At 69.8% G+C, this 12573-nt stretch carries 16 protein-coding genes; 13 read left to right on the top strand and 3 right to left on the bottom strand.

Annotated features, from left to right (window positions below; translation table 11 throughout):
* Positions 1-72: 72 nt before the first annotated feature.
* Together ACWD26_RS18795 and ACWD26_RS18790 are read left to right on the top strand one after the other, a co-directional pair.
* A complete protein-coding gene (locus ACWD26_RS18795) occupies positions 73-363 on the top strand; it encodes a DUF1416 domain-containing protein (RefSeq protein ID WP_043502058.1) in 291 nt (96 codons plus the stop codon).
* An 88-nt stretch (positions 364-451) separates the two neighbouring features.
* Entirely contained in the window at positions 452-712 is a 261-nt protein-coding gene (locus tag ACWD26_RS18790) for a DUF3099 domain-containing protein (RefSeq protein ID WP_451271346.1), read from the top strand.
* Between the two features lie 10 nt (positions 713-722).
* On the opposite strand, the gene ACWD26_RS18785 is transcribed toward ACWD26_RS18790, so the two are convergent.
* The gene (locus ACWD26_RS18785; RefSeq protein ID WP_159769465.1) at positions 723-1085 is read right to left on the bottom strand and encodes a DsrE family protein; all 363 of its coding nucleotides are present in this window, start codon (positions 1083-1085) and stop codon (positions 723-725) included.
* 184 nt (positions 1086-1269) lie between these two features.
* Between ACWD26_RS18785 and ACWD26_RS18780 the strand changes: the two genes are divergently transcribed.
* The 6 genes from ACWD26_RS18780 (at position 1270) to ygfZ (ending at position 6307) form a co-directional block, all read left to right on the top strand.
* A complete protein-coding gene (locus ACWD26_RS18780) occupies positions 1270-2010 on the top strand; it encodes a hypothetical protein (protein WP_451271344.1) in 741 nt (246 codons plus the stop codon).
* Positions 2007-2819 carry a hypothetical protein gene (locus ACWD26_RS18775; RefSeq protein WP_451271342.1) on the top strand — a complete coding sequence of 271 codons (813 nt, stop codon included), beginning with the start codon at positions 2007-2009 and terminating at the stop codon, positions 2817-2819. Before ACWD26_RS18780 ends, ACWD26_RS18775 begins: the two co-directional genes overlap by 4 nt.
* Positions 2816-4009 carry a hypothetical protein gene (locus ACWD26_RS18770; protein WP_451271340.1) on the top strand — a complete coding sequence of 398 codons (1194 nt, stop codon included), beginning with the start codon at positions 2816-2818 and terminating at the stop codon, positions 4007-4009. The genes ACWD26_RS18775 and ACWD26_RS18770 overlap by 4 nt, the downstream gene beginning before the upstream one ends.
* Before the next feature lie 249 nt (positions 4010-4258).
* Positions 4259-4834, top strand: coding sequence for an FABP family protein (locus ACWD26_RS18765; protein ID WP_451271338.1), 576 nt, complete (start codon positions 4259-4261; stop codon positions 4832-4834).
* 15 nt (positions 4835-4849) lie between these two features.
* Entirely contained in the window at positions 4850-5332 is a 483-nt protein-coding gene (locus ACWD26_RS18760) for a Fur family transcriptional regulator (protein WP_451271336.1), read from the top strand.
* 9 nt (positions 5333-5341) lie between these two features.
* The gene (gene ygfZ, locus ACWD26_RS18755; RefSeq protein WP_451271334.1) at positions 5342-6307 is read left to right on the top strand and encodes a CAF17-like 4Fe-4S cluster assembly/insertion protein YgfZ; all 966 of its coding nucleotides are present in this window, start codon (positions 5342-5344) and stop codon (positions 6305-6307) included.
* A 42-nt stretch (positions 6308-6349) separates the two neighbouring features.
* Here ygfZ and dtd read toward each other — a convergent pair whose 3' ends face one another.
* The gene (gene dtd / locus ACWD26_RS18750; protein WP_257569462.1) at positions 6350-6775 is read right to left on the bottom strand and encodes a D-aminoacyl-tRNA deacylase; all 426 of its coding nucleotides are present in this window, start codon (positions 6773-6775) and stop codon (positions 6350-6352) included.
* Between the two features lie 216 nt (positions 6776-6991).
* Here dtd and ACWD26_RS18745 point away from each other — a divergent pair, with 216 nt between their 5' ends.
* The 3 genes from ACWD26_RS18745 to ACWD26_RS18735 all read left to right on the top strand — a co-directional run bounded on the left by ACWD26_RS18745 (position 6992) and on the right by ACWD26_RS18735 (position 10445).
* Positions 6992-7627 carry an RsiG family protein gene (locus ACWD26_RS18745; RefSeq protein WP_451271332.1) on the top strand — a complete coding sequence of 212 codons (636 nt, stop codon included), beginning with the start codon at positions 6992-6994 and terminating at the stop codon, positions 7625-7627.
* Between the two features lie 279 nt (positions 7628-7906).
* Positions 7907-9196, top strand: coding sequence for a GNAT family N-acetyltransferase (locus ACWD26_RS18740; RefSeq protein ID WP_451271330.1), 1290 nt, complete (start codon positions 7907-7909; stop codon positions 9194-9196).
* Between the two features lie 331 nt (positions 9197-9527).
* The gene (locus ACWD26_RS18735) at positions 9528-10445 is read left to right on the top strand and encodes a winged helix-turn-helix domain-containing protein (protein ID WP_451271328.1); all 918 of its coding nucleotides are present in this window, start codon (positions 9528-9530) and stop codon (positions 10443-10445) included.
* Here the strand turns inward: ACWD26_RS18735 and ACWD26_RS18730 are convergent.
* The gene (locus tag ACWD26_RS18730) at positions 10435-10629 is read right to left on the bottom strand and encodes a hypothetical protein (RefSeq protein ID WP_451271326.1); all 195 of its coding nucleotides are present in this window, start codon (positions 10627-10629) and stop codon (positions 10435-10437) included. The two genes, ACWD26_RS18735 and ACWD26_RS18730, sit on opposite strands and share 11 nt — an antisense overlap.
* 227 nt (positions 10630-10856) lie before the next feature.
* Here ACWD26_RS18730 and ACWD26_RS18725 point away from each other — a divergent pair, with 227 nt between their 5' ends.
* Both ACWD26_RS18725 and ACWD26_RS18720 read left to right on the top strand, forming a co-directional pair.
* A complete protein-coding gene (locus tag ACWD26_RS18725) occupies positions 10857-11726 on the top strand; it encodes a GntR family transcriptional regulator (protein WP_451271324.1) in 870 nt (289 codons plus the stop codon).
* A gap of 26 nt (positions 11727-11752) precedes the next feature.
* Positions 11753-12460, top strand: coding sequence for an HAD family hydrolase (locus ACWD26_RS18720; protein ID WP_451271322.1), 708 nt, complete (start codon positions 11753-11755; stop codon positions 12458-12460).
* Positions 12461-12573 lie beyond the last annotated feature (113 nt).

The following is a 12573-nucleotide window of genomic DNA, read 5'->3' as shown; positions in this document are numbered from 1 at the left end:
GACGAGCAGTAAGCGAACACCCGTTCATCCCGACCGGCCTTCCTTCCGGTCAGACCCCTCTTGGAGAAAGACATGTGTGGAGCGAAGGCCGGCGGCCCGGACGCCTCGACGATCAAGCCCGGTGAGACCACGATCCAGGGTCAGGTGACCCGCGACGGCGAGCCGGTGACGGGCTACGTCCGTCTGCTGGACTCGACCGGCGAGTTCACGGCGGAGGTCCCGACCTCCGCGACGGGCCAGTTCCGCTTCTACGCGGCCGAGGGCACCTGGACCGTCCGCGCGCTCGTCCCCGGCGGCACCGCCGACCGTACGGTCGTCGTCGCCGAGAAGGGCGCGCTCGCGGAGGTCGCGATCGCCGTCTGAGGCAGACCGCGAACGGCTGAAGGGCCGCACCCCTGGCATGGGACGCCTGGGGTGCGGCCCTTCGGCGTGCGCGGCCTACGCTGGAGACATGTACGCACGGCGGCGCCACACGTACTTCGCCATGATGGGCACCTGCATCGGGCTCTTCGTCCTGGCCTGGGGCGTCGTACGCCTCTGGTCGGTACCGGTCGCGGTCGGCATGTGCCTGGTCGCCATGGTCATCCCGCCGCTCGCCGCCGTCCTCGCCAACCGGCGCGGCCCGGACGACCGCTGGTGGGACGACCCCTCCGGCGACCCGAAGTCCGACGAGTGGTGGGACGAACTGGACGGCAAGAAGCGCCGTCAGTAGACCAGCGTCGTCAGTAGACCAGCGCCTGGGTGTCGTCGGCGAGTGACTCCTGTACGAACACCTGCGCGCCCGCGATCCGTACGCCCTTGATGACGTCCTGCTCGGTGATGTCGCGGCGGGCGGCGCACTGCGTGCACAGGGTGAGCCGGCCGCCGGCCAGGATCGAGTCGATCAGGTCGGGGAGCGGGGCGGCGTGCGGAAGTTCGAACTCGGCGGCGCGGCCCGGGAGGGCAAACCAGGCGGACTCGCCGGTCAGCCAGAGGGACACCTCCACCCCGCTGGCCACGGCCACGGCGGCCACCGTGAAGGCCTGGGAGCAGCGTTCGGGGGCGTCGGCCCCGGCCGTCACCTTGATCACGAGCTTCTTCGCCATGGCCGAATGGTAGTCCGAATCGTAATCAACTCCGGCGCAACCCGGTGCGCCGACCGTGGGTCTCCTGTGCGCGGATACGGAATCCGCGCTTCATGTCTTGTGGGGGATCGCCTTGGAAGTCGCGGAAGTACCTGAAGTGCCGGACGTACCTGAAGCGCCTGAAGTGTCGGTGGGCGTGGCCGGGGTGGCCGGCACCTCTGTGTCCGCCGACCGGCCGCGGCGGCGGCGTGGGCGTACGGCGGCGCTGATCGCCGGGGCGGCGGCCCTCGGGCTCGTGGCCGGGACCTGTGCCGGCTTCCTCGTGCAGGCCGACCGGGAGCCCACCGCGCTGCCCCCGCTGTCGCAGCCGACGCTCGCGCGGGCGAAGGGGAAGGGGCCCGAGCCGCTCTCGGCCGAGCAGGACCGGAAGGTGCGCACCGACGGGGACCTGCGGAAACTGCTGCTGAAGAAGCCGAAGAACGCGACCGAGTTCGGGACCCTGCGGGGTGACGACGGCTGGCTGGACCTGGCTGGTTACGCGAGCTTCTACGAGGAGCCGGACGGCGCGTTCACCTCGCTGGTGGAGGAGGAGTTCCGGCGGACGGCCGTCACCGGCTGGCGGGTCGGCAGCACGTTCCAGGTGGAGATCCGTCTCGTCCAGTTCCACCAGGAGGACTTCCTGGGCGCCTCGGACAACGCCGACGACGCCTACTACTGGGCCCTCGAAGAGGACGACACCGACAGCTGGCGCATCCCCGGTACCGGTGACGGCAGGGCCTTCGTCCACAATCAGCCCGAGACCGAGCCCGGTTATCTGCCGTACTACACCGCTCGGGCCCACGCCTGGCGTGGCGACATCTTCCTCGAAGTCTGGCTCAACGACACCAAGCCCATCCCCAAGTCCAAGATCCTCGACGTGGCCGAGCGCCAGATGGAGCGGCTGTGAGCGAGAGTGCAGGGATCACCGGGTCGACCGAGCCGCAGCCCTCTGGGGCAACACCCGCGCCCGAGAAGAAGAAGCCCCGCCGTCGTGGCCGTATCGCCGCGGTCGCCGCCTGCGTGCTGCTGCTCGCCGCCACCCTCGGCACCGTCGGCTACACCGTACGCACCGTGGACGCCGCCGACCGCGACCCCGGCGCACCCGGCTGGAAGTTCCCCAAGACCACGGCCGAGAACAAGAAGGCCCCCGAGCTGACCGGCCTGGCCGCCACGCTCGTCCCCTACGACGACACCTGGACGCGGGGCCCGGACATCGGCGAGTTCGGCTCCGACGCCGCGCTCAGCGGTGCCCAGGCCACCGACCTGCGCAAGGAGTCCCTGCGCGACCTCCCCCGCTCCCAGCGCCGCCAGCTGGAACGGCAGCTCGAACGCCAGGACATCCAGGGCCTGGCCATGCGCAGTTACCTGGGCCAGGCCGAGTCGCTCTCCTCGGAGGACACGTTCACCGCGAGCGTCGAACTCGTGCGGATGGACAAGGGCGCGGTCAAGGACGTCGCGACGTTCCAGAAGGACTTCCTGGAGATCCTCGACGTCTTCCGCAAGGGCCCGAAGGTCGAGGGTCACAAGAACGCGAGCTGTTTCCTGCCGCCGAAGGACGCCGACGTCAAGCTCGACGCGGTGTTCTGCTTCGCCGCCCAGGGCGACGTCCTGGTCACCGTCGACGCGTACGGCGTCAAGCCGATGGACACCAAGGCGGTCGCCCGGCTCGTCCGCGAGCAACTCGACCGCATCGCCGAACCGGGGGAGGCGGTATGACCGACCAGCAGACGACGACGGACCGGGACGAGCCCACCACGGGCCGGGCGGAGACCCCGGCCGGCGAGCGGCCTGAGCCGACGCTCACCATCGAGCAGACGACGACGGCCCCGCTCTCGACCACGGCCGCCGACGCCGCGGCGCCCGTACCGGACCAGCCCGCCGCAGAGGCCGAGCGGAGTGCCGCCGACGCGCAGCCCGCCGCCGAGGCCGAAGGGCCCACCCCTGACGCCGAGCAGCCCGCTCCCGGTGCGGACAAGGCCGCCGTCCCCGGACCGGCGGAGCCCGCTGCCTCTGTGCGGGCACCCGCCCTCACCCAGGAGCCGCCGCCACCTCCCCAGTCCTCGGCCCTCGTACCGCCCTCCCCCACACCCCCTGTCTTCGAGGCCCCGCCCCTCCCCGCCGCACCCCCGGTCAAGAAGGACCGTCGTGTCCTGCGGGCCGTTCTGCGGTGGAGCGCCGCCGTCGTCGTGTTCGCGGCGGTCGGGATGGCGGCCCTCACCGGGGTCCTCGGGATGGAGCGGACGGACGTGCCGGGGCTGGCGACGGAGTCGGACGGGCGGTGGGAGTACCCGGTGCTGACGAAGCCGGCGCTGCCGGCGGGCAGCCCGGGCCCGTTCGCGGAGACGAACGAGGCGGGGGCCCACCACGCCGACCTGCGGGACCTCGTCCTGCCCGCGCCGAAGGGTGCCGAGGTGGACGCGGCGCTGCGCGGCGAGGACGGCTGGCTGCCCACGAAGGACTTCCTCAAGGAGTTCTCGGCGGAGGACGACGCCGCCGACGAACTCGGCCAGGTCCTCACCGACTACGGCGTACGGCACATCGCCGCACGCGGCTGGACCATGCCGGACGGCACCCGCACCCGGATCTACCTGCTGCAGTTCAACACGGCCGCCCTCGCGGACGAGGTCTTCTCGCTCGAACTGACCGGCTACAACAGCCCGCGCTACGAGCTGCGCGGTACCGACGGGACCATCCTCCGGGACGAGGAGTTCCCCGCCCGTTCGGAGCTGGTGGACATCGAGCGCGCCCCGTACGTCGAGAGCAAGCCGTACGGCGAGGAGCAGGTCCGCCAGGCGTACCTCTCCGCCGCGGACACCCTCGCCGTGGTCATCCAGTCCGGGAAGGGCGCCACCGAGGCGATCCCGTTCCAGCAGACGGTCGTCCTGCAGAGCCAGCTGCTGGACTGAGGAACGCGGAACCTGCCGAACCGCCCCGGGCCCCAGCCGCGTAAGCTGGGGCCCGGCCTTGTGTAGTACCGAACCTCCGCTCATCCGAGGAGCACCCCGTGGAGATCTTCTTCGAAGCACTGCTGGTCCTGGTCTGTGTCGGCGTTCTCGCCTTCACCGGTCTGGCCGTGAAGAAGCTGTACCAGGGCCAGCGCTGACCCGCGTCCGACCGACGCCCAGGACCTCCAGGACATCCAGGAACCGCCACTCATGATCGAGATCCCGTCCGACCTGCACAAGGACCTCGTCCCCCTCGCCTTCCTGCTCGGCGACTGGGCCGGCGCGGGCGTCCATGACTTCCCCGGCGCCGAGAAGTGCAACTTCGGCCAGGAGGTCACCTTCACCCACGACGGCCGGGACTTCCTGGAGTACCGCTCCCACACCTGGGTGCTGGACAAGGACGGCAACAAGGTCCGCCCCCTCGAGACCGAGTCCGGCTTCTGGCGCGTGGACGCCGACCGCAAGGTCGAGATCGTCATGACCCGCGACGACGGTGTCGTCGAGGTCTGGTACGGCGAGCTGGCCAAGCAGAAGCCGCAGATCGACCTGGTCACGGACGCGGTCGCGCGTACGGCGGCCTCGGGCCCCTACAGCGGCGGCAAGCGGCTGTACGGCTATGTGAACAGCGATCTGATGTGGGTCGGCGAGAAGTCGACGCCCGACGTCGAGCTGCGCCCCTACATGTCCGCGCACCTGAAGAAGGTCGTCACCCCCGAGGACGTCGAGCGCTGGGCCAAGGCCCTCCCGGACGACATGCCGGACGACGGCATCGCCTTCTTCAAGTAGTTCTAGACTCGTGGTGTGGTGAGCACCGACTGGAAGAGCGACCTCAGGCAGCGCGGCTACCGGCTGACGCCGCAGCGGCAACTCGTGCTCGAAGCCGTGGACACCCTGGAGCACGCGACCCCCGACGACATCCTCGTGGAAGTGAGGAAGACGGCGTCGGGGGTCAACATTTCCACGGTCTACCGGACCCTGGAGCTCCTGGAGGAGCTCGGGCTGGTCAGCCACGCCCATCTGGGGCACGGGGCGCCGACGTACCATCTGGCCGACCGGCACCACCACATCCACCTCGTCTGTCGTGACTGCACGAACGTGATCGAGGCGGATGTGTCGGTCGCGGCGGAGTTCACGGCCAAGCTGCGCGAGACGTTCGGCTTCGACACGGACATGAAGCACTTCGCGATCTTCGGCCGCTGCGAAGACTGCTCCCTCAAGAGCTCCGCGCCCCAGACTTCAGCGCCCCAGACTTCAGCGTCCAAGACTTCAACTACCGAGTCGTAGGCTTAGCGTATGAAGAGCCCTCTGCTGTCCCTGCCCGGTGCCGTCCCCGCCGAGGGCGTGGACGAAGGCGTGGCCGCCCATTACGGCGACCTCTTCCGCGAACAGCGCGCCCTCGCCGACGGCACCGGATTCGTCGACCTCTCCCACCGGGGTGTCGTCGCCGTCACCGGCGAGGACCGGCTCAGCTGGCTGCACCTGCTGCTCACCCAGCACGTCAGCGAACTCCCCACCGGCGAGGCCACCGAGGCGCTGATCCTCTCCGCCAACGGCCACATCGAGCACGCGCTGTACCTCGTCGACGACGGCACGACGGTCTGGGCCCATGTCGAGCCCGGCACCCAGGACGCGCTGCTCGCCTACCTGGAGTCGATGAAGTTCTTCTACCGGGTCGAAGTGGCCGACCGTACGGGTGACTTCGCGGTCGTCCACCTCCCGGCCGGTTCGATCGCCGAGGTCCCGGAGGGCGTGGTCGTCCGCGAGACGCCGTACGGCCGGGATCTGTTCCTCCCGCGCGCGGACCTGGAGTCGTACGCCGAGAAGGCGGGCCCCGCGGCGGGGCTCCTGGCGTACGAGGCGCTGCGCGTCGAGCACCACCGCCCGCGCCTCGGCTTCGAGACCGACCACCGCACCATCCCGCACGAGCTGGGCTGGATCGGCACGGCGGTGCACCTCCAGAAGGGCTGCTACCGGGGGCAGGAGACCGTCGCCCGGGTGCAGAACCTCGGCAAGCCGCCCCGCCGCCTCGTCTTCCTCCACCTCGACGGCAGCGAGGTCCACCTCCCGCCGCGCGGCGCGGACATCCGGGTGGCGGAGGACGGTCCGGAGGGCCGCAAGATCGGCTTCATCACGACCTCGGTACGCCACCACGAACTGGGCCCGGTCGCCCTGGCCCTGGTCAAGCGCAACATCCCGGTGGACGCGAGGCTCCTGGCCGACACGACGGCGGCGGCCCAGGAGACCGTGGTCGAGCCGTAGAACCGTGCCCGGCGCCGCTCGTACGGCGACGGCCGGGCGCCGTCACATCTCCAGCAGCACCGTGAACGGGCCGTCGTTCGTCAGCGACACCCGCATCTTCGCGCCGAACCGCCCCGTCGCCACCGTCGCCCCCAACGCCCGCAGCTGCGCGACGACCTCCTCCACCAGCGGCTCGGCGACGTCCCCGGGGGCCGCCGCGTTCCAGGTCGGCCGCCGTCCCTTCCGCGCGTCCCCGTACAGCGTGAACTGGCTGATCACCAGCAACGGCGCATCCACGTCACCGCACGACTTCTCGTCGTGCAGCATCCGCACGGACCACAGCTTGCGCGCCAGCTGCGCCGCCTTCTCCTTGGTGTCGTCGTGCGTCACCCCGACGAGGACGCACAGTCCCTCGCCCTCGATCGCCCCGACCGTCTCACCGTCCACGACGACGCTCGCGCCGTCGACCCTCTGCACCACCGCACGCATGCCGACCATCATGCCGCCGACGTCCATCGGCCGTACGCGAGGGGGTCCTCCTTACGGGGGGTTTGTGATCACCGGGGTTTGAGGAGTGCTTTGCCCGGTCTTTCTCATTGATCCATTAGCGACCATCTGGGGTGGATCGCGGGGACTCGGTCACATAGCGGCCACGGGGAGTGGCACCATGCTCACACACACCGGTCGAGGGGACGGTTGAGGCGCATGAGCACATCGAGTACCGGGCAGCCCCCGGGCACTGCCACGTTTACCCGTACGAGCCCGGGGCCCGGCCCCGGCGTCCGTCGGCCACCGGTCCAGCGCACGGACAGCGAGCCACTGCCGCCGCCGGGCCCGGCCGAGCGAGACCTGTCCCTGCTGCGGCTGCCCGAACTGCGCACCCTGCGCCGGGAAGCCCAGCGGGACGAGGCCGACCTCAGCTATCTGAGGCGGCTGCTGCAGGGCCGTATCGACATCCTGCGGGCCGAGCTGGCCCGTAGAGGCGGCGCGGCGGACCCCGCGGCCCCGCAGGAGCCCTCGGCGCTCGTCGACCGGCTCTCGGCGATCCTCACGGACGCCCCGGCCCGGCACCGTTCGTCGGCCCGCCATGTCACGGTGGGCACGCCGTACGGGGAGGAGTACCGCCGGCTCGCCGCCGAGCTGCTGGACGAGGTCGCACTCTCCGACCTCCAGGCCCGCACCGACGACGAACTCACCGCCGGCCTCGCCCGCCTCGTCCACCACGAGCGTCAGATCTCCGGCCGCCGCCAGCACCTCCAGCGCACGGCCGACGACTGCAGCGCCGAGATCGCCCGCCGCTACCGGGAGGGCGAGGCCCAGGTGGACGACCTGCTGACGTAGAGGGTGCGTGGTCGTCTGCGGGCCCGGTGGGGGCTGGTCGCGCAGTTCCCCGCGCCCTTGGAAAAGGCCGGGGCTGCGCCCCTGCCTTTTCGACCCGAAAGGGGCGCAGGCAGGCCCTCAAGGGGCGCGGGGAACTGCGCGAGAAGCCCCACCGGGCCCGCAGACGAAATCCGACCCGGGGGCGAAGGGGCGCAGCCCCTGGGTGGGGGAGGGCGGGTAGGGGCGGCGGGGGCGAAAAAACCCGGAGACACACCGCGAGACGCCCCCTAGCGTGGCCTCATGAGCTCCTCCCACGACATAGCCGTACGCCCCGTCACCGAGGACGAGACCCACGCCTGGCTCCGCGCCCTGGACACCGGCTTCCTCCGCGCCCCGGCCCAGCTCTCCGACCAGGAGCTCAAGGACCGTACCTCCCACATAGACCCGTCCCGCACCCTCGCCGCCTTCGACGCGTCCCGCCCCCACACCGCACTCCACCCGGACGACACCACCCCCGTCGTGGGGACCTTCCGTTCCTTCCCTCAGGAGCTGACGACCGTGGGCGGCCGAACCGTCCCCGCCGACGCCATCTCGAACGTCACGGTCAGCCCCACCCACCGCCGCCGAGGCATCCTCACGCGGATGATGGCCCACGACCTCGCCGCCGCGAAGGAACGCGGCGACGTCGTCGCCACCCTGATCGCCGCCGAGTACCCGATCTACGGCCGCTACGGCTTCGGCCCCGCCACCTGGACCACCGAGTGGACCATTGACGTTCCCCGCACCGGCCTGGACCCCCGCTGGTCCGGCCCCGGCGACGGCGGCCGTATCGACCTCGTCGACGGCGCGGCCGTACGCGCCCTCGGCCCCGCCCTCCACGACCGCCTGCGCCCCGCCCAGCCCGGCGCGGTGAGCCGCGACGAGCGCTGGTGGCGGATCAACACCGGTGACCTGCGGGTCCACTCCTCCTGGACCGAGCCGTTCTACGCGGTGTACCGCTCGGCGGCCGGCGAGGTCGAGGGCATCGTCTCGTACGAGGCGGATGACGACTGGGGGATGAAGCAGCCGCAGAACACGGCCGAGGTCAACTGGCTGATCGCGACGACCCCGGCCGCCGAACGCGCCCTGTGGCACTACCTCTGCTCGATCGACTGGATCACCAAGGTCAAGTCGGGCTGGCGGGCCCCCGACGACCTCCTGCCGCACTTCCTCCCCGACCCGCGCGCCGCGCGCCTCACCACCCAGGCGGACTGGCTGTGGGTACGGATCCTGGACGTCGTACGGGCGCTGGAGGCCCGTACGTACGCGGGGACCGGGACGCTGGTGCTGGAGGTCGTCGACGGGGACGGGTACGCCGACGGACGCTACCGGCTGGACGCGGGCCCGGACGGGGCGAGTTGTGTGCCGACGAGCGAGGACGGGGACCTCGTCCTGGAGGCCTCGGACCTGGCGACGCTGTGGCTGGGCGACGAGTCGGCCGTACGGCTCGCCGCGCTCGGGCGGGTGCGGGAACAGCGGAAGGGCGCCGCCTCCGTGGCCGACGCCCTGCTGCGGACGTCCAGGCGCCCATGGTGCCCGGACATCTTCTGAGACCTGCTCCGAGGTCTCGCTGGGATCTCTTGTGGACCTTTCCCTGTGGTGTGCTGCTGTCCGTAGCTATGCGGTTGTGGTTGTGGCTGCGCATTCAGTTGTGGCTGAACCATTCAGTTGTGGCTGTGCGGACCGGTCGAACTCCCGGCTCCCCTCCGGAAGGGAGGTCGATCGGTCGGTCTGTGTGGCAGTTGCCAGAGTCACCAACCATCTGAAAGTTTGACCATGTTGGGAAAGTTGGTGACCAACTCCATCTTACTTATCTCCGCTTGGAGTCGTCTCATAACCACCTTCCCCTGAACTGCCCAAAGATGGCGCGAAGTTGTAGGGTTTGTTCGTGGAGCGGGAACGCACGGCCGTCGATGGACGGAAGTCGTCACAGCGGCCCCAGAGGTCACATCGCGAGGTGGCCGACGTGTTGCGCGGCCGGATCAGGTCCGGCGAGCTGCGACCGGGACAGCGCATGCCCACGCAGGCGAAGCTGGCCGACGAGTTCGGCGTGGAGCGGGGGGCCGTACGGCAGGCCTTGCGCATCCTGCAGTCGGAGCGCCTGCTCACCAACGTTTCCAAGGGCAGCCCGGCGACCGTCGCCCCACGCCTGGAAGCGGCCGAGCTCGGCGGCCCGGGAGCGGCGCCGCGGTCCACGATGGTGGAGCTCGCCTCCCGTGTGTCCGCCGCCTTCGCGGCCCCGCACGTGGAGATCGACGCCCTCTGTCTGACCTCCGTGTCCCTCACGCTCGCCATGGGTGAGCCGTTGCGCGAGATTCACGCGGGGCGCATAAAACCGGCCAAGGTCGATGTCCGGGTGATGCTGCCCAGCCGTGACATTGCGCTCGCCTTCCCGGCCCCGGTCGACGCCTCGGTCGACGGCCGGCTGCAGCGCCGCTGGCTCGCCCAGCGCAACGCCCAGGGCCAGGTCCTGAAGCACAACCTGCTGGCCCTGCGGTCCACGCACGGCGTGGACGTCCGTGTCTCCTTCCGCGCGCTGCCCTTCACCCCGCCCGTGAAGCTGTACCTCCTCAACGGGCAGGAGGCGCTGTTCGCGTACTACACGGTCCAGCGGAAGGAGGCGGAAGTGGACAGCGAGCACCTGGAGATGTACGACGCCGAGGGCACCCAGTCCATGCTGTTCGCCTTCGAACAGGGCGCGGCCGCCGCCCCGCGGGACACGACCTTCGTCGAACAGTCCCACCTGTGGTTCAACGCGCTGTGGGAGACGATCAGTTCGGATCTGCTGCTCACGAGCTGACGGCGGGCCCGGCGAAGATCAGTGTGAGGATGACCGCGCCGATCGAGCTGCACGTGTGGTTCCTCGCCTTCAGCCCGATCGTGAGGAACAGCAGACCGACGATTCCCATGGTGCCGAAGCGCCACTCGACGAAGCGCTGGAAGGCGACGACGGCGATGGCGGAGATGAGGGCGATGGCGGGCATGGTGGTACCTCCTCCGAGGGGTTGTGAGCGGATGAGCTACTTGCTGGTTGCCGCTACTTGCCATCCATCCGCGAGAGGAGGCAAAACCTCCGCCAACTCAACCAAGTTGGCAACCAACTTCGTTTAAATGGTTCCCACTTGGTCAAGGTTCATAACCACCTTGCAGTGAACTCCACAAAGATGGATGAGAGTTGTAGCGTTTGGTCGTGACCCAGGAGAACGTTGCAGTGAACGGCAGCAGAAAGATCTCGTCCAGGGAGATCGCCGACACCCTGCGGGACCGCATCCACAGCGGAGAGCTCGGGCGCGGCGAACGCCTGCCCACCCAGGCCGAACTCGCGGAGGAGTTCGGCGTCGAGCGCGGCGCGGTCCGTCAGGCCCTGCGCCTCCTGCAGGAGGCCGGGCTGCTGACCAACGTGAGCAAGGGGAGCCCGCCCAGGGTCGCCGAGGCCACCCCCCACGCCCCGCGTGACGACGAGCCGCAGCCGACGATGGTGGGCCTCGCCCCCCGTCTGACCGAGGCGTTCTCCACGCCGCACGTCCGCATCGACGCGGCCTGTCTCACCGCCGAGACCCTGATGCTGGCCCTCGGCGAACCGGTCCGCCTCATCCATGAGGGAACGATCCGCCCCGAGTCCATCGACGTACGCATCCTCCTCCCCTCCCGGAAGATCAACCTGGCGTTCCCGGTCCCGGTGGAGGCGCGGGGCGAGGCCGACGAGGAAGACCCCGTCCACAAGCGCTGGCTCGACCAGCGCAACGCCCAGATCCGCGTCCTGCGCCACAACCTCCAGGCCCTGCGCACCTCCCACAAGCTCGACGTCCGCGTGACCTTCCGCGCCCTCCCCTTCACCCCGCCCGTCAAGCTCTACCTCCTCAACGGCGAGGAAGCCCTCATCGCCTACTACATGCTCATGAAGCGCGAGGAGCAGATGGACGACGGCCCGCTGGAGATGTACGACGCCTTCGGCACCCAGTCCCTCCTCTTCTCCTTCGAGAAGGGGAGCGGTGCGCGCGACGCCGCATTCGTGGAGCAGTCCCAGCAGTGGTTCGACGCCCTCTGGGAAACAATCACCACTGACCTCACACTCGCCTAGTGACTTCTTCGGCGCAGACTGAACCGGTGACGGTAGAGACAGAGATCCTGCGGGAACTGATCGCCCCTGTCCGCTTCGTGCTCTGGGACCTGGACGGGCCCATCTGCCGGCTGTTCGCGGGGCATCCGGCGCATCAGGTGGCGGTGAATCTGGTGGAACAGATCGAGAGACGCGGGCTGGGCGGGCTGCTCACCGAGCGGGAGCGCCGCGAACGGGATCCGCTCGCCGTGCTGCGCGGCCTCGGCGACCGGCACCCCAGCAGCGACCTGATAGCCGACCTCGAGGAATGGCTCACCCAGCAGGAACTCGTCGCCGTTCCGAAGGCGTTCCCCACCGAGTACGCCGACCCGCTCATCAGAACCTGGTCGCAAAGGGCCCGCTTCGCCGTCACGACCAACAACTCGGCGCGCGCCGCAGCGCGTTACATCGGCATCCGGGGCCTCACCGACTGCTTCCCCTTCGTCTACGGCCGCACGCGGAACCTCGACCTGATGAAGCCCCACCCCCACATCCTGCGCCAGGCCCTGAGCGCGATGGGCGCCGACCCGGCGTTCACCCTGATGATCGGTGACGCTCCGACGGACTTCGAGGCGGCCGAGGGGGCGGGAGTCCGGTTCCTGGGCTACGCGCGTCGCGAGGACAAACTCGACGAACTGAAGACGGCGGGCGTCGCACCTCACCACATTGTGAGTTCTTTGAAACCTGTTCGGGAATTGGTGAAGGGCCTGCGTTGATGGTCCACTTCGCCACATGTGACGCTCGGCTTGCCAGATGAATATGCCAGTGACTTCAGAGGAGTAAAACTCGGGTAGCATGCGCGAACCGCTTAGGGGAGCCACCGCTTCCG

Source organism: Streptomyces sp. NPDC002787, assembly GCF_053592095.1.
This window is presented reverse-complemented; position numbering and strand designations above follow the sequence as displayed.